The organism is Nocardia sp. NPDC101769, from assembly GCF_044766925.1.
In the GTDB taxonomy this organism is placed as follows: Bacteria; Actinomycetota; Actinomycetes; order Mycobacteriales; family Mycobacteriaceae; genus Nocardia.
In genome coordinates, this window is record NZ_JBIWMX010000008.1 from 195,998 (window position 1) to 211,576 (window position 15,579).

Here is a 15,579-nt window from a genome sequence, read left to right on the forward strand (position 1 = left end):
GATCAACTTCTGGGTTCGCCCGAAGTCTACCCGGTGGGTGTTTCCGTCCGGTATGCGGGGAGGGGCGGCAATGCGGGCAGCGGCCGCGTCGACAGCCAGGCGTCCCAGAGCGGACGCAGTGAGGCCACGCTGTAATGCCCTGCCAGGTCGGTGAATTCGTCGGTGGTGATCGATGCGTGGCGATACCGCGCGGTCCATGCGCGCAGGAGATCGAAGAAGGTGGCATCACCGAGTGTGAGCCGCAACACATGCAGTGTCAGTGCACCGCGCTTGTAGACCCGGTCGTCGAACATGTGGTCCGGTCCGGGGTCGGCGAGCAGGAGGTCCTGCGGGAGCCGGGCCAGATTGCGGTGCGCGGTGCGCGCCAGCTGGTCCGCGCTCGGCCCGCCCGCCTCCTCCGACCAGATCCATTCCGCGTAACAGGCGAAGCCCTCGTGCAGCCAGATGTCGCGCCACCGCGCGATGGTCAGGCTGTTGCCGAACCACTGGTGGGCCAGCTCGTGCGCGACCAGCCGCTCGTAGCCGCGCCGCCCGTCGCAGTGATTCGCCCCGAAGACCGAAATGCCCTGCGCCTCAATGGGAATCTCGAGATCGTCATCGGTGACCACCACCGTATACGCCTCGAACGGGTACGGCCCGAACTTCTCGGCGAAGACCTCCATCATGCGCGGCTGCCGCGCGAAGTCGTGCTCGAAGGCCGCGCGCAGCCGCGGCGGCAGCACCGCCTGCATGGGCACCGCGCCGCGCGGAGCGTCGACCCGCTGCTTGCGGTAGTGGCCGATCTGGATGGTGGCCAGGTAGGTGGACATCGGCTCGGGCTGCTCGTACACCCAGGTGGTCTGGCTGGCCTTGGTCTGCTTGCGCACCAGGGTGCCATTGGCCTGCGCGTAGTACGGCGAGTCGGTGGTGATCGAAATTCGGTAGCTGGCCTTGGAACTCGGGTGATCGTCACACGGGAACCAGGAGGCCGCGCCATTGGGCTGGCTGGCCACCAGCGCGCCGTCGGTGAGCTCCTCCCACCCGACCTCACCCCACCGGCCGCGCACCGGCCGGGGCGGGCCCGCGTACTGCACACTGAGCGCCAGCACCCCGCCCGCCGGAATCCGCTGCCGCGGCGTGATCACCAATTTGCCGCGCTGATGGGTGAACTTGGCGGGCTTGGTCCCGTTCACGAACACCTTGGACACCGCCAGTTCCTGAGACAGGTCCAGCGCGAACCGATCTCGCACCCCGGTGGTGACCGCCGTGATGTCTGCACGCCCGGCCAGCCGGTTGCTCGCGACCTTGTACACCAGCTCCAGCTCGTAGCGGGAGACCCGGTAGCCGCGATTCCCGTTCTGCGGCAGGTAATCGTCGATGGGCTGGTCGAGTCGGTCGGGCATCAGCGGGGGCCCTCCGGCCAGGGGGCGATGGGGTTGCCCCACCAGCGCGTGGACGGCGGCACACTGTCGCCGCGCATGACCAGCGATGCCGGTCCGATGGTGGCGCCCGCGCCGATCACGCTGGCAGGCAGGGCGACACAGTGCGGTCCGAGGGTGGCGCCCGCTCCGAGGGTGACGGTGTCCATGGCCATGATCCGGTCGTGGAACAGGTGGGTCTGCACCACGCAGCCGCGTTCCACGGTCGCGCCGTCACCGAGTGTCACCAGGTCAGCCTCCGGAAGCCAATAGGATTCGCACCATACCCCGCGGCCGATGGTGGCGCCGAGTCCACGCAACCAGACATTCAGCACGGGCGTCCCGGTCGCGGCACGCGCGAACCACGGTGCGGCGACATGCTCCACGAAGGTGTCGGCGACCTCGTTGCGCCACACGAACGAGCTCCACAGCGGATGCTCCTCGGTGTGAATCCGGCCCACCAGCAGCCATTTCGCGAGCACCGACGCCGCGCCGGCCACCGCGCCCGCCGCCAGCAGCACCACACCGCTGAGCAGTGCGGCGGGCAGGTGGCCGAGGGTCCGGGCCAGCCAGGCCAGGGCGAACAGCACGCCGAGGCCGATGGCGAAGGTTACGAACACCGGGATCAACCGGCAGGTTTCCACCACCGCGCGGGCCACGCGCAGACGGAACGGCGGATCGAAGGTACGTGCGGTGTCACCGGATTCGGCGGCGCGGCGCAGGCGGGTCGGCGGGCTGCCCAGCCACGAGGAACCGGCCTTCGCCTTCGATGGCGCGGCCGACAGCACGGCGACCAGGCCGTTCTTGGGCACCCGCCGCCCGGGCGCGGTCATGCCGGAGTTGCCGAGGAATGCGCGCTTGCCGACCTTGGCCTCGCCGATGCGCAGCCAGCCGCCGCCGAGTTCGTAACTGGCGACCATGGTGTCGTCGGCCAGGAACGCGCCGTCGGCGACCACGGTGAACTTCGGCAGCAGCAGGACGGTCGAAACCTCCACGCGCTTGCCGACCTTCGCGCCCAGCAGGCGCAGCCACACCGGGGTCAGCAGGCTGGCGTAGAGCGGGAACAGGAAGGTGCGTGCGGAATCGAGCAGCCGTTCGGTGGCCCACGCCTGCCAGCCCTGGCGGCTGCGCACGGGGTGATGGCCCTCGGTCAGCCCGATGCCGAGCAGCCGCACGGCCACGATGGTGACCGCCGCGTACACGGCCAGCACCAGCAGCATGGCCACCGGTAGGACGGCGAAGGCGCGCTCGAATCCGGCTGCCAGCGTCCGGGTGTCACGAATCCACCAGGCGATGAGCAGACCGCCGGTGCCCAGCGCGAAGATCGGCACCGAGGCCAGCACCATCGAGGTGATGCCGAAGATCGCCACCCAGTGCGCGGCCCGCGCGGGCGTCTCGTCGGGCCAGCGGTGCTGTGCCCGGCCGACTTTCACGGCGGGGGAGCCGGCCCACTCCTGTTCGGCCTTCACCTTGCCCGATACCGAGGAGCCGGGCGCGATCTCGGCATTGCGGCCGATCCTGGTGCCGGGCAGCAGGATCGAGCGGGCGCCGACCACCGCGCCCGGCCCGATCTCGATCGGCCCGATGTGCACGAGGTCGCCGTCGATCCAGAACCCGGACAGGTCCACCTCGGGTTCGACGCTGCAGCCGTCGCCCAGTTCCAGCATGCCGGTGACCGGCGGCAGCGTGTGCAGGTCGACGCCCCGGCCCACCTTCGCACCGAGCGCCCGCGCGAATGGCACCATCCACGGTGCGCCGGACAGGTTCTCGGCGCCGCTGGCCTCGGACAGTCGCACGGCCATCCACAGCCGCAGGTGCACCCGCCCGCCACGCGGATAGGTGCCCGCGCGGACGCCGCGCAGCAGCAGCCGGGAACCGGCCACGCACAGCGCCATCCGGCCGGGCGGGGAGATGAAGAGCAGGAACGCCAGCAGCATCCACCACCACGACAGGTGCGGCAGCCACGGCAGCGAACCCGACCAGCCGGCGACATTGCCGACGATCGACAGCCAGGTCAGCCATTGCAGGCCGGTCAGGGTGGTGAGTGGAATCGTTGCCAGCACCTGGAACAGCTGCGCCGACCGGGGGACCGGCCGGACCAGTCGCTCCTCGACCGCGGCGGTCGGCGCGAAGCCGTCCAGCAGGGCGGCCAGGGCGCCCAGCCGCGGATGGTCGTAGAGGTCCGCGACGGCGATGCGCGGCTGCCGCTCCCGCAGCGCCGCCACCAACTGGGCGGCCGCGAGCGAGCCGCCGCCCAGATCGAAGAAGTCGGCGTTCGGGTCGGTGACCTCCGCACCGAGAATCGAATCCCACAGTCCCGCGACCCACCGCTCGGTCTCGGACAGACCGCTCTCGGGGGTGGCGGCGATGGCCTTGGGCAGCGGCCAGGGGAGCGCGTCGCGGTCGACCTTGCCGGAGGTGCGGGTCGGCAGTTCCCCGACCACGGCCAGTCGCGGCACCAGCGGGGCCGGAAGCTGTTCGGCGAGAATGTTTCTCGCGGCGGTGAGGTCGTAGCCGGCATCAGGTCCGGTCAGGTAGCCGACCAGGATCTTGTTGCCCGCGTTGGTGGTCCGGATCGCGGCCGCCGCGCCCGTCACACCCGGCAGATGCTGCAGCGCATTGTCGATCTCGCCGAGCTCGATGCGGCGGCCACCCAGTTTGATCTGATCGTCGGCCCGGCCCAGGAAGACCAGTCCCTCGCGATCGTTGCGCACCAGATCGCCACTGCGGTAGGCGCGTTCCCAGCCGACCGACGGCAGCGGCGCGTACTTCTCGGCGTCCTTGGCCGGATCGAGATAGCGTGCCAGCCCGACACCGCCGATGACCAGCTCACCGGATTCGCCCTCGCCCACCGGATCTCCGGTCGCGTCGACGACGGTCAGGTCCCAGCCGTCCAGCGGCAGCCCGATCCGGATGGGGAAGCCGCCGTCCAGCAGCGCCGCGCAGGCCACGACGGTGGCCTCGGTGGGGCCGTAGGTGTTCCACACCTCGCGCTCGGAATGCTGGTTGCCCGCAAGCCGTTCGGCCAGCTCGGGCGGCACCGCCTCACCGCCGAAGATGAGCAGCCGCACGGGTTCGAGCGCCTCGGCGGGCCAGGTGGCCGCCAGCGTGGGCACGGTCGAGACGATGCTGATCTCCCTGCGGACCAGCCACGGCCCCAGATCGGCGCCGGTCCGCACCAGCGCGCGCGGGGCCGGGACCAGGCAGGCGCCGTGCCGCCACGCCAGCCACATCTCCTCGCACGAGGCGTCGAAGGCGACCGACAGTCCGGCCAGCACCCGATCCCCGGGCCCGATCGGCGCATTCTGCAGGAACAGCCGCGCCTCGGCATCGACGAACGCCGCGGCATTGCGATGGGTCACCGCAACGCCTTTCGGTGTTCCGGTGGACCCGGAGGTGAAGATGATCCACGCGTCGTCGCCAGGGGTGGGCGTGGCGGTCGTCACGCGATCGCCGGATTCCCTTGCCACTCCGGTGGATTCGATCCCATCCGCGGTCACGATGGCCGAGACCCGCGCCTCCCCGAACACCAGCCGGGCGCGTTCGTCGGGATCATCGGCGTCCACCGGCACGTACGCGGCTCCGGCGTGCAGGACCGCCAGGATCGTGATGTACAGCCCGCGCGTGCCGGATGGCATCCGGACCCCGACCCGGTCGCCCGCCCGCACCCCGGCCGCGGCCAGGCGCTCGACCTCGAGCGCGATCTCGGTGAGCAGCTCCGCGTATCCGAGTTCCACCTCACCGTCGTCGAGGGCGGGTGCGTCGGGGTGCGCCGCGGCGGTGGCGGCGAGAATATCGACCAGCGTGCGGGCCTGCGGTGCGAGGGCGGCCCGCAGCATCGGGTTCGCGTCTATCGCGGTATCGGCCTGCTGTTGCGGCATTAGGTGCTGCCCACCTCTCGTGGAACCATCCGGCGCTTCTGCGTTGGTTGTTTCATACGAGAGTTACCGACAGGCAAACTGTGAGGCGGCCATTGGCCCACGGTACCGGTACGTCCTGGTCGTCCGGTGTTCACCTGGCGGCTATGCGTGGAACTGTGCGAAGAATCGCCAGATCACGTCGGTGGCGTCGAACTGGTGGGTGACCTTGCCGACAATCGGCTGCGGCAGGTACTGCGGGCCGTCCGGCCAGGTGTGGCCGCCCTCGGCGATCGAATAGAGCTGGACCTTGGCGCCGTTCGCGCAGTCGGAGGATTGGACGGTCACGGTGGTGCCGTCGTCGATGCGCTGCGGGAGCGTGGTCGTGGTGGCCGCGTCGCAGGAGTTCTTCTCGCGCCACAGCTGCTGGGTGGCGTCGACCGAGAGCACCGGGCTCGAGCCCGCGCCGTGGTGGCCGGAGGTGATGCGCACGACACCACCGGCGTAGGGGACGATCGGGTCGGAGGTGCCGTGGACCTCCAGAACCGGCAGGGAATGGGTTGGGGCACAGGCGGATACGTCGTCCTCGGGGAGCGGGCCCGCTACCGGGGCGATGGCCGCCAGCTTCCCGGACAGGCGGCAGCCGAGGTCCTCGGTGAACATGCCGCCATTGGACATGCCGGTGGCATAGACGCGGGCGGGGTCGACGGAGTCGTCCGCGATGATCCGGTCGATCACGGCCGCAACGAAACCCACGTCGTCGATATTCGCGGCGCCGGCGTGGGTGTCGTCGCCGCGGCCGTCGTTCCAGGACTTCCCGTAGCCGTTCGGGTAGACGGCGATGAAACCGTCGGCGTCGGAGGCCATGTCGAAGCCGAAGGAACCGGCCATGTTCTCGGCATTGCCGCCGCCACCGTGGAAGGCGAGCACGGCGGGCAGCAGGCCCTGCGGTCGGTTGGCGGGGTAGTGGATGATGTATTGCCGCTGCAGTCCGCCGTATTCGAGGGTGACGGTGGTGTCGCCAGCGGCGCGGGCCCGCGGGTGCCCGCACCCGGCGGCCATGAAGGCGCTGAACAGCACGATCGCTGCGGCGAATCTCGGTGCGTTCACCCGAGTGATCGTAGAGAGGCAGCCTGAAGCTGAGCTGAAGCTTCGTGTCAGCTGTGAGCCCGGATGGCGGCCAGTGCCGTGGCGGCGACTTCGTGTGGTGGAGGACCTATTTCGATGCTGAGAATATGCTCGTCGGGACCCGGCGCCTCCAGGGTGCCGAGCTGGGAATCGAGCAGGCCCGGCGGCATGAAATGGTCCATGCGCGCGGTGAGGCGGCGCTGCAACTCGTCCCGGGATCCGGTGAGATGCAGGAAGGTCAGCACCGCGCCGGGGTGCCCGGCGAGGCTGCGGCGCAGCACGTCCCGGTAGGAGCGCTTCAAGGCCGAACAGGTCACGACCGCCGAGCGGCCCGCCGTGAACTCGTTGGACATCCAGGTCGCGATGGCCTCCAGCCACGGCTCCCGATCGGCGTCGGTGAGGGCGTGGCCCGCGGCCATCTTCGCGATATTGGCGGGCGGGTGCAGGTCGTCGCCTTCGAGGAGATCCCAGCCCAGGCTGCTCACCAGCATGCCGGCGACCGTGGATTTCCCGGATCCGGAGACGCCCATGAGCACTGTGATCTGCGGTCGCGCGGGGGTTGCCATCGCTGCTCCTAGACGACCGCGCTGAGGGCGAGCACGCCCGCCAGCCCGGCCACTGAGATCACGCATTCCATGAGGCTCCACGACTTCAGCGTCTGCACGACGTCCAGGTGCAGATACTCCTTGACCATCCAGAACCCGGCGTCATTGACGTGCGACAGGAACAGCGAGCCCGACCCGATCGCCAGCACCATGAGCGAGACGTGGGAGGTGCTGAGCCCGGCCGCGACCGGAGCGAGAATGCCCGACGCCGTCACCGTTGCGACGGTGGCCGACCCGGTGGCGACGCGGATCAGCGCGGCCACGAACCAGGCCAGCAGCAGCACCGGCAGGCTGCTGTCGCGAATCGCGTCGGCAATGGTGCCGGCGATGCCGGTGTCGACCAGCACCTGTTTGAAGCCGCCGCCCGCGCCGACGATCAGCAGGATGCCTGCGACCGGCGGCAGCGCGCTGTTCATGGTGTCCGCCAAGGCGTCCCGCGTCATGCGGCCGCCACGGCCGAGCACGATCATGCCCACCATCAGTGCGATACCCAGCGCGACGACCGGGGTGCCGAGCACATCCAGGACCTTCTTCACCTCGGACCCGGACCTCGGCGAGACCACGTCGAAGACCGCGCTGCCGAGCATCAGCACGACCGGCAGCAGGATGGTGGCCAGGGTGGCGGCGAAGCTCGGCCGCGGCCCCTTCTGCTCGGCGGGTTGCCCGGCGGCCCCACCGGTCGAGAACAGTTCCGGCACCGGCACATTCACCCACCGCGCGGCCAGCTTGCCGAACAGCGGCCCCGCGATGATCACCGTCGGCACCGCCACCAGCACACCCAGACCCAGCGTCAGTCCGAGATCGGCCTCGAGCGCCGCCACCGCGACCAGCGGACCCGGGTGCGGCGGCACCAGGCCGTGCATGGCCGACAGGCCCGCCAGCGCCGGAATCGCCACCGCCATCAAGGGAAGTCGCGACCGGTTGGCGACCAACAGGATGATCGGCATCAGCAGCACCACACCGATCTCGAAGAACATGGGCAGGCCGATGATCGCGCCCACCAGACCCATCACCCACGGCAGCGCCCGCGGCCCGGCCCGGTTCACCACGGTGTCGACCACCTGATCCGCGCCGCCGGAATCGGCGAGCAGCTTGCCGAACATGGCGCCGAAGCCGATCAGGATGCCGACGCTGCCCATGGTCGAGCCGAAGCCCTTGACGAAGGAGGTCACGGTGTCGGTCGCGCCCAGCCGGGCGATGAGCCCGACCGCGACCGCGCCGATGGCCAGCGCCAGGAACGGATGCATTTTCAGCCAGGTGATCAGGCCGACGATGAGCGCGACACCGAGCACGGCCGCGGTGATGAGCTGGGCGCTACCGGTATGCCGGGTGGCCGCGTCGGCCAGGTTCGCGACAGCGAGTGGTTCGAGGTTGGGCATGACGCTTCTTCGAGTCGGGTGCAGTGATCCAGGGCACAGAGCCAAATACGGACGACTATAACAAGCATATGCTCAAATAAGTACTACGTATTTCACTCTGGATGTCGATAGATATGCCTCGGATGTGTGACACTGAAGCCATGGTCGACCGCGCCGAGTTCTTGCCCCTGCACGAATCGGTGCTGGATCGGCTCGGCGCCGACATCGCCTCCGGCGGCATCGCACCCGGCACGCGCATCTCCTCCGACGAGATCGCCACCCGCTTCCACGTCTCACGCACCGTCGCCCGCGAGGTCGTGCGCGTGCTGGAATCCCTGGGCATGGTCAGCATCCGGCGGCGTGCGGGCATCACCGTCCTGGACCCCGCGCACTGGCATGCGCTGGACCCCAAACTGATCCGCTGGCAGCTCGCCGGCCCCAACCGCTTCGCCCAGCTGGCCTGGCTGGCCGAACTCCGTTCCGGCATCGAACCACTGGCCGCCCGCGCGGCCGCCACGCACGCGACACCCGAGCAGTGCGCGGCCCTGACCGCGGCGGTCATGGGCATGTCGGCCACGGCCCGCGCCGCCAACACCGCCGCCTACCTCGACCACGACATCGCGTTCCACGCCACCCTGCTGGCCGCGTCCGGCAATCCGCTGCTGCAGGTCTTCGCCCCGATCATTCGCGAAGTCCTCACCGGCAGAACCGAACACGAGCTCATGCCGGTACAGGCCAATCCGCAGGCCCTGCAGCTGCACGCCGCCGTCGCCGCCGCGATCCAGTCCGGTGACGGACCCGGCGCCGAATCCGCCATGCGCGAGATCGTGTCCGAATCCGCCACCGCGATCGCCTGCCTGCGGCCGACGACGCCCGAATAGCGCTGCCGCTAGGGCACGATCAGATACCACTCCGCCCACGGGCCCTGCAGCGGCCAGCTGTTGGCGAACAGCTTGGCCAGTCCCATCCCGACCCACAGGTCGACCGTCTGGGTTTCACCCGGACCAGCACCGGTGCGGACATACACGTCCCGCGATCCGCCGCCCGCGGACCCCAGCCAGCCCAGCACGATGTGATTGCCGCACGGCCCACCCAGATACCCCAGCGGTGTCACGTGCGCGGTCACATGGCCGGGCATGCCGTGCGTGGCCTCCAGACCCACCGCGATCTGCCCCGCACAGAAATTCGCGTCCCCGAAGGTGAACACCGTGGTGCCGAACGGCGCCCACTGCGGCAGCCAATCCGCCTGCGCCGGGGCCGCGCCCACCCCGCCGACGCCCAATGCGAGCCCGGCGGCCGCGATCACCCCCGCCAGCATCCGTACAATCCTCATAATCGGATGTCCTTCCTGCCGGTCGAATTCCACGACCGCACAGCCCGTCTCCCGCCATCCGGCCCGAGACGACCCCCGACGACTAGCCTCGTCGCGCGCGGAAGCCGTTCCTCTCCAGCCTATCCAATCCGCACACCGCGCTTACCCCGTTTCGTGCAGGACGCCGGGCCGCGGAATCGGTTGGGGCGGGCGGCGGACTCGGCCCCGGGTGCCCGGTATTGTCTGCGGTGCACGTGGATCGGGAGGATTTGGTTGGCTGAGCAGCTCCGAACCGGCGTGGTCTTCGCCGGATATCGGGTCGAGCGACTACTGGGCGCCGGTGGGATGGGCGAGGTATATCTGGCCCACGATCGGGACCTACCCAGGTTCGTCGCATTGAAGCTGCTCAATCGCGTGGCCAGCGATGACGACGAGACCCGGCAGCGTTTCCTGCGGGAGGCGAACATCATTGCCCGGCTGTCGCATCCGAACATCGTCACCATCTACGCCCGGGGCGAGGAACAGGGACGGTTGTGGCTGGCCATGGCCTACGTCGACGGCTCCGATCTGGCCGCCGAACTGCTGGACGGGCCCCTGGAGCCCGAACGCGCCGCTGCCATCACCGCCGACCTGGCACGCGCCCTGGACTACGCCCACGAGGCGGGCGTGCTGCACCGCGACGTCAAGCCCGCCAATGTCCTGCTGACCGCTCAGCCGCGAGAGTGGGCGCTGCTCACCGACTTCGGCATCGCCGAGTCCCGGCACGAGGTGCGCGGTATCACCGAGAACGGCGAGGTGGTGGCCAGTTTCCAGTACACCGCGCCGGAGCGTTTCCACGGCGAGGCGCGGGTCGACCGCCGCGCCGACATCTACTCCCTCGGCTGCACGCTGTTCGAAATGCTCACCGGTGTACCGCCGTTTGGCGACTCGGATCTGCCGCGGCTGATCTACCAGCACGTCCGGGCCCCGGTGCCCTCACTGCGGGAACGGAATCCGGCGCTGCCCGCCGCCCTGGATCCGGTGCTGGCCCGGGCGATGGCGAAGAATCCCCGGGCCCGATTCGCCACCTGCACCGAGCTGTCGGTCGCGGTGAGCGAGGCGATCGCCGGCGCGCGGCCCCCGACACCGGCGCCGCCGCCTCGGGAGACGCACAGCCACAAGGCGATTCCACCGAGTCGCCAGTGGACCCGCTCGCGCACCCTGCTGGTGTTCCTGGCCGTGGCGCTGCTGGCCGGCGCCGCGGCCACGGCGGCCGGAATCCTCACGACGCTCGCCGATTCCAGCCCGCACAGCGCGGCCGGGTCCTCGACCAGCTCGACGGCGGCAGTACCCACTCGCCGCAGTACGAGCGCCGTCCCCACCTCGATCAGTACGTCCGCGGGCGCGGGCGCGGCCGCGGACGGGTGCCAGTCCCGCCGCACCCCCGACGGAGTGACCGGCACCGATCCGGGCGGCATCGCCAGCGGCCCCGACGCCGTCCTCGCCTTCGAGTACGCCTACTACGTACTCCGCTCCGGCAGCGTCGCACGGGAATTCGTGGCCGAGGACGCGGCGAATGTCGCGGACGCCGCCAAGATCCAGAGCGGCATCGACTCCCTGCCCGTCGGTACCCGCTATTGCGTGCAGGTCAGCCGGATCGCCGCTGCCGACGACGACCACTGGGCGGTGAAGGTCGCCCAGCAGCGTCCCGGTGAACTTCAGGACGTCTTCACCCAGACCGTCACCACCCGCACGGTCGGCAGCCGCACCCTCATCACCTCCATCGTCGAGGAGTAGTGCCTGCGGTTGCCGTTTCACAAAAGGGGTGGGTGTGCTGCGAGGCTGCTAGGGTGCGAAGCGTTGACTCGACGGGGACGACCCGGTGGGTCCGGTGAAAGTCGTTCGTCGGTAGGGAGTTTCGGACTTGGAGTCGACAGGATCGTGGAGCGGGGTCTCGGGGTCCGGGGGATGCCCGGTGCGCGGCGGGTCGCCGGTCGGGGTGGAAGAGCTCCGGATTCTGTTGGGGACGCCGGAATTCGCGGCCGATCCACACCGGGCCTACCGCGAGATGCGCCGGCAGTACGGCTCCATGGTGCCCATCGAGCTGGCGCCCGGGGTGCCCGCGACGCTGGTGGTGAACTATCGGACAGCGCTGCGAATCCTCAATGATCCCGAGCACTTTCCGGCCGATCCGAGGGTCTGGCAGGAGGGCATCCCCGAGGATTCGCCGATCCGGCCGATGATGCAGTGGTACCCCAACGCGCTGCGTAACGCGGGCGCCGAGCACACCCGCTACCGGCAGGCCTACACCGCCGGTATCGACGGGATCGACCTGCACGCCGTGCATTCCACGGTCGAGGAGATCGCGGGCCGGCTGATCGCGGGCCTGGCCGCCGCGGGCGGCGCCGACCTGGTGTCGCAGTACGCGCTGCCGCTGGTGTTCGAGGTGCTCAACCAATTGGTCGGCTGCTCAGCGGATATCGGCCAGCGGGTGGCCACCGGCATGGCCGCGTTGTTCGACACCGTCAATGCCGCGTGGGGCATGCAGACCCTGGCCGAGGCGCTCATGGAGCTCATCGCCATGCGCCGCGCCGAGCCCGGCGACGACGTCACCTCGCGCATGGCCCATCACCCGTCCGCGCTGAACGACGAGGAGATGCTGTACCAGCTGGTCAGCTTCTACGGCGCGGGCATCGAGCCCATGCAGAACCTGATCAGCAACACCCTGCTGCTCATGCTCACCGACGACCGTTTCGGCGGAGACATGCTGGGCGGCAGCCTCTCCACCCGCGACGCGCTCGACGAGGTGCTCTTCAACGACCCGCCGATGGCCAACTTCTCCATCAGCTACCCCCGTCAGCCCATCCTCATCGACACCACCTGGCTGCCCGCCCATCAGCCGGTCCTGATCAGCCTCGCCGCCTGCAACAACGATCCCGAGATCGCGGGCGGCGACCGCACCGGCAACCGGTCGCACCTGGCCTGGAGCGCGGGCCCGCACGCCTGCCCCGCCCGATCGGTGGCCTACCTGGTCGCGCAGACCGCCATCGACCAGCTGCTGGACGCGGTGCCGGATCTGACACTGGCCGTCCCGAAACACGACATCTCCTGGCGACCGGGTCCGTTCCACCGCGCCATGGTGGCACTGCCGGTCGAATTCCCGATCAGTCCCGCGCCGCGCGCGGTGTAAGGAGCGCCCCATGTCCCAGAGCCCGATCGTGCTGGATGTCACCGGCACCGACATCCAGGGCGAATCCGCCCGGATTCGCGAGCAGGGCCCCATCACGCTGGTCGAGCTGCCCGGCGGCGTGACGGCGTGGTCGGTCACCGACCAGGCCGTGCTCAAGACCCTGCTGGCCGATGCCCGCGTCTCGAAGGATCCGCGCCAGCACTGGTCCGCGTTCATCAACGGCGAGATCACCGAGGCCTGGCCGCTGCTGCCCTGGGTGGCGGTGGAGAACATGTTCACCGCGTACGGCGCCGACCACCGCCGACTGCGAAAGCTGGTGTCCCCGGCCTTCACTCACCGCCGCACCACCGCCATGCGCGAGCGCATCGAGGCCATCGTCACCGAGCTGCTCGACGAGCTGGCCGCGCTCCCGGCGGGCTCGGTCGCGGACCTGCGCTCGCTCTACGCCTACCCGGTGCCGATCCGCGTGATCAGCGGCCTCATGGGGGTGCCCGAGCACCTCGACGCCGCGATCCACAAGTGTGTCGACGGCTTCTTCGACGGGTCCCTGACCGCCGAGGAGTCGATGGCCAACTTCCTCGAAATGTACGAGCGGGTGGGCGAACTCGTCGCCTACCGCCGCGACAACCCGGGCGACGACATCACCAGCGCCATGATCGCCGCCCGCGACGACGAGGACGGCTCGCAGCTGGCCGACAAGGAACTCGTCGAAACCCTCATGCTCGTCATCAATGCCGGGCACGAGACCACCGTGAATCTGCTCGACCAGGCCATCGTCGCCCTGCTCACCCACCCGGAGCAGCTGGTCGCGGTCGTCGCCGAGCAGGCGTCGTGGAACGACGTCATCGAGGAGACCCTGCGCTACCAGTCGCCGGTGGCGCACCTGCCGCTGCGATACGCGGTGGAGGACATCGAGATCGACGGCTTCACCATCCCCAAGGGCGAGGCCATCCTTGCCTCCTACGCCGGCGCCAGCCGCGACCCGCGGATCCACGGTGCGACCGCCGACAGCTTCGACGTCCGCCGCGACACCAAGGATCAGCACGTGGCCTTCGGGCACGGCGCCCACCACTGCCTGGGCGCCCCGCTGGCCCGGCTGGAGGCCGCCATCGCGCTGCCCGCCCTGTTCGAGCGCTTCCCGAACCTCCGGCTGGCCACGGACGCAACGGAATTGACCCCGCTGGGCAGCTTCATCTCCAACGGGCACACCAGCCTGCCGGTGCGGCTGGGCGGCGAGTAGTCACGACCGTCGTGGGCCGGGTTCGTGCCCGGCCCGCCGAACGCGACTCCGCGGCCAGCCTCGAGAGCGGCTCCACCCCGGGCAGGGGAGTGAATCAGCCCGCGGCGACGGGTGGCCGCACGGTGCCGAATCCGGTGGCCTGCTCGAACGCGTGTCCGACCTCCAGAACCAGGCGGTCGGCACGATGCGGGCCGACGATCTGCAATCCCACCGGCAGCCAGGCGGTGGTGAATCCGGCGGGCACCGACAGGGCCGGACACCCGGTGGCACTGATGAAATACGCCGACCGCATCCAATCCAGATAGGTGTGCATCGGCTCGCCGTCCACCGTGTCCGGATACTCGAGCTCCACATCGAACGGCGGTACCTGGCTCACCGGCAGCAGCAGCACGTCATAGCGCTCGAAGAACTCCCGCATCCGATGGAACAGCATCGTATGCAGCACTTCGGCTTCGGCGATGTCGCGCCCGCTCAACGCCAGCCCCTGCTCGATATTCCACACCAGTGACGGCTTGACCCGATCCCGGTGTGCCAGTACCGGTTCCAGCGCCAGCGCGAACAGCCACGCGCGCAGCGTCCGGAAAACCTGTTCTGCCCCCGACAGATCCGGGCAGTCCTCGGTCACGACCGCACCGAGCTCGGAGAACACCCGGACCGCCGGTTCGAGCACCTCCCGCACCGCCCGATCGACCGGCACCGCCCCGCCCAGATCCGGCGACCACGCCACCCGCAGCCCGCGCAGGTCCCGGTCCAGGGATCCGGCGAAGATCGACCCTGGTTCGGTGATCGCGAGGGGACTGCGCGGATCCGGGCCCGCCAGCACCGACAGCAGCAGCGCCGCATCGGCCACCGTGCGTGCCATCGGCCCCTGCACCGTCAGCGTTCCCCACGCGTACGGATCCGGCCAGGTCGGCACCCGGCCCGGCGACGGACGGAAGCCCACCACATTGCAGAACGACGCCGGATTGCGCAGCGACCCGCCCATATCGCTGCCGTCGGCCAGCGGCTGCAGACCGCACGCCAGCGCCGCCGCGGCGCCACCGCTGCTGCCGCCCGCCGACTTGCCGAGATCGTAGGGATTGCGGGTGGCACCGAAGATCGGATTCACGGTGTGCGAGCCGGCCCCGAACTCCGGCACATTGGTCTTGCCCACGGTGATGACCCCGGCCGCGTGCAGCCGCTCGATCAGCAGCTCGTCGCGCTCGGGGATCTGCTGCGCCAGCAGCGGGCTGCCGTAGGTGGTGCGGATGCCCGCGGTGTCGTGGGTGTCCTTGTGCGCCATCGGAATTCCGTGCAGCGGACCCGGTTCGGCCCCGGCGGCCACCCGCTGGTCGGCGGCGCGGGCGGCGTCGAGCGCCTGCTCGCCCACCAGGGTGACGATGGCATTGACCTTGGGATTGATCCGCTCGATCCGATCCAGGTGGGCGCGCACCACCTCCACGGCCGAGACCTGGCGGGCGCGCAGCCAGCCGGCCAGCTCCCGTGCGGACGCGTAACAGATGTCGGAATCCAC

General features: G+C 69.9%; 11 protein-coding genes. 4 read left to right on the forward strand and 7 right to left on the reverse strand.

The features are described from left to right. Positions 1 to 26: 26 nt before the first annotated feature. From ACIRRA_RS16075 to ACIRRA_RS16095, 5 genes are all read right to left on the reverse strand, one after another. The gene (locus ACIRRA_RS16075) at positions 27 to 1,382 is read right to left on the reverse strand and encodes a M1 family metallopeptidase (protein ID WP_402767976.1); all 1,356 of its coding nucleotides are present in this window, start codon (positions 1,380 to 1,382) and stop codon (positions 27 to 29) included. After that, on the reverse strand, positions 1,382 to 5,278 hold the full coding sequence (locus ACIRRA_RS16080) for a Pls/PosA family non-ribosomal peptide synthetase (protein ID WP_402767978.1): 3,897 nt from the start codon (positions 5,276 to 5,278) through the stop codon (positions 1,382 to 1,384). The genes ACIRRA_RS16075 and ACIRRA_RS16080 overlap by 1 nt, the downstream gene beginning before the upstream one ends. A 141-nt stretch (positions 5,279 to 5,419) precedes the next feature. Next, complete coding sequence (locus ACIRRA_RS16085) at positions 5,420 to 6,364, reverse strand: alpha/beta hydrolase family esterase (protein ID WP_402767980.1); 945 nt, start codon at positions 6,362 to 6,364, stop codon at positions 5,420 to 5,422. A gap of 47 nt (positions 6,365 to 6,411) precedes the next feature. Beyond that, a complete protein-coding gene (locus ACIRRA_RS16090; protein ID WP_402767982.1) occupies positions 6,412 to 6,948 on the reverse strand; it encodes a gluconokinase in 537 nt (178 codons plus the stop codon). 8 nt (positions 6,949 to 6,956) lie between these two features. Continuing rightward, entirely contained in the window at positions 6,957 to 8,366 is a 1,410-nt protein-coding gene (locus ACIRRA_RS16095) for a GntP family permease (RefSeq protein WP_402767984.1), read from the reverse strand. A gap of 122 nt (positions 8,367 to 8,488) precedes the next feature. On the opposite strand from ACIRRA_RS16095, the gene ACIRRA_RS16100 reads away from it, so the two are divergent. Next, entirely contained in the window at positions 8,489 to 9,226 is a 738-nt protein-coding gene (locus tag ACIRRA_RS16100) for a FadR/GntR family transcriptional regulator (RefSeq protein WP_402767986.1), read from the forward strand. Positions 9,227 to 9,234: 8 nt separating this feature from the next. On the opposite strand, the gene ACIRRA_RS16105 is transcribed toward ACIRRA_RS16100, so the two are convergent. After that, a complete protein-coding gene (locus ACIRRA_RS16105; RefSeq protein ID WP_402767988.1) occupies positions 9,235 to 9,678 on the reverse strand; it encodes a hypothetical protein in 444 nt (147 codons plus the stop codon). A gap of 252 nt (positions 9,679 to 9,930) precedes the next feature. Here ACIRRA_RS16105 and ACIRRA_RS16110 point away from each other — a divergent pair, with 252 nt between their 5' ends. The 3 genes from ACIRRA_RS16110 to ACIRRA_RS16120 all read left to right on the forward strand — a co-directional run bounded on the left by ACIRRA_RS16110 (position 9,931) and on the right by ACIRRA_RS16120 (position 14,066). Next, on the forward strand, positions 9,931 to 11,433 hold the full coding sequence (locus tag ACIRRA_RS16110) for a serine/threonine-protein kinase (protein ID WP_402767990.1): 1,503 nt from the start codon (positions 9,931 to 9,933) through the stop codon (positions 11,431 to 11,433). Between the two features lie 178 nt (positions 11,434 to 11,611). Beyond that, positions 11,612 to 12,826 carry a cytochrome P450 gene (locus ACIRRA_RS16115; protein ID WP_402767992.1) on the forward strand — a complete coding sequence of 405 codons (1,215 nt, stop codon included), beginning with the start codon at positions 11,612 to 11,614 and terminating at the stop codon, positions 12,824 to 12,826. A gap of 10 nt (positions 12,827 to 12,836) precedes the next feature. Beyond that, entirely contained in the window at positions 12,837 to 14,066 is a 1,230-nt protein-coding gene (locus ACIRRA_RS16120; RefSeq protein ID WP_402767994.1) for a cytochrome P450, read from the forward strand. A 94-nt stretch (positions 14,067 to 14,160) separates the two neighbouring features. Here the strand turns inward: ACIRRA_RS16120 and ACIRRA_RS16125 are convergent, their stop codons facing one another. Then, positions 14,161 to 15,579, reverse strand: a complete 1,419-nt coding sequence (locus tag ACIRRA_RS16125; RefSeq protein WP_402767996.1) for an amidase — start codon at positions 15,577 to 15,579, stop codon at positions 14,161 to 14,163.

Bases quoted from the DNA above. Each gene is read 5' to 3' on its own strand.
- ACIRRA_RS16075 (WP_402767976.1), bottom strand. From the start codon at position 1,382: ATGCCCGACCGACTCGACCAGCCCATCGACGATTACCTGCCGCAGAAC.
- ACIRRA_RS16080 (WP_402767978.1), bottom strand. From the start codon at position 5,278: ATGCCGCAACAGCAGGCCGATACCGCGATAGACGCGAACCCGATGCTG.
- ACIRRA_RS16090 (WP_402767982.1), bottom strand. From the start codon at position 6,948: ATGGCAACCCCCGCGCGACCGCAGATCACAGTGCTCATGGGCGTCTCC.
- ACIRRA_RS16095 (WP_402767984.1), bottom strand. From the start codon at position 8,366: ATGCCCAACCTCGAACCACTCGCTGTCGCGAACCTGGCCGACGCGGCC.
- ACIRRA_RS16100 (WP_402767986.1), top strand. From the start codon at position 8,489: ATGTGTGACACTGAAGCCATGGTCGACCGCGCCGAGTTCTTGCCCCTG.
- ACIRRA_RS16105 (WP_402767988.1), bottom strand. From the start codon at position 9,678: ATGAGGATTGTACGGATGCTGGCGGGGGTGATCGCGGCCGCCGGGCTC.
- ACIRRA_RS16120 (WP_402767994.1), top strand. From the start codon at position 12,837: ATGTCCCAGAGCCCGATCGTGCTGGATGTCACCGGCACCGACATCCAG.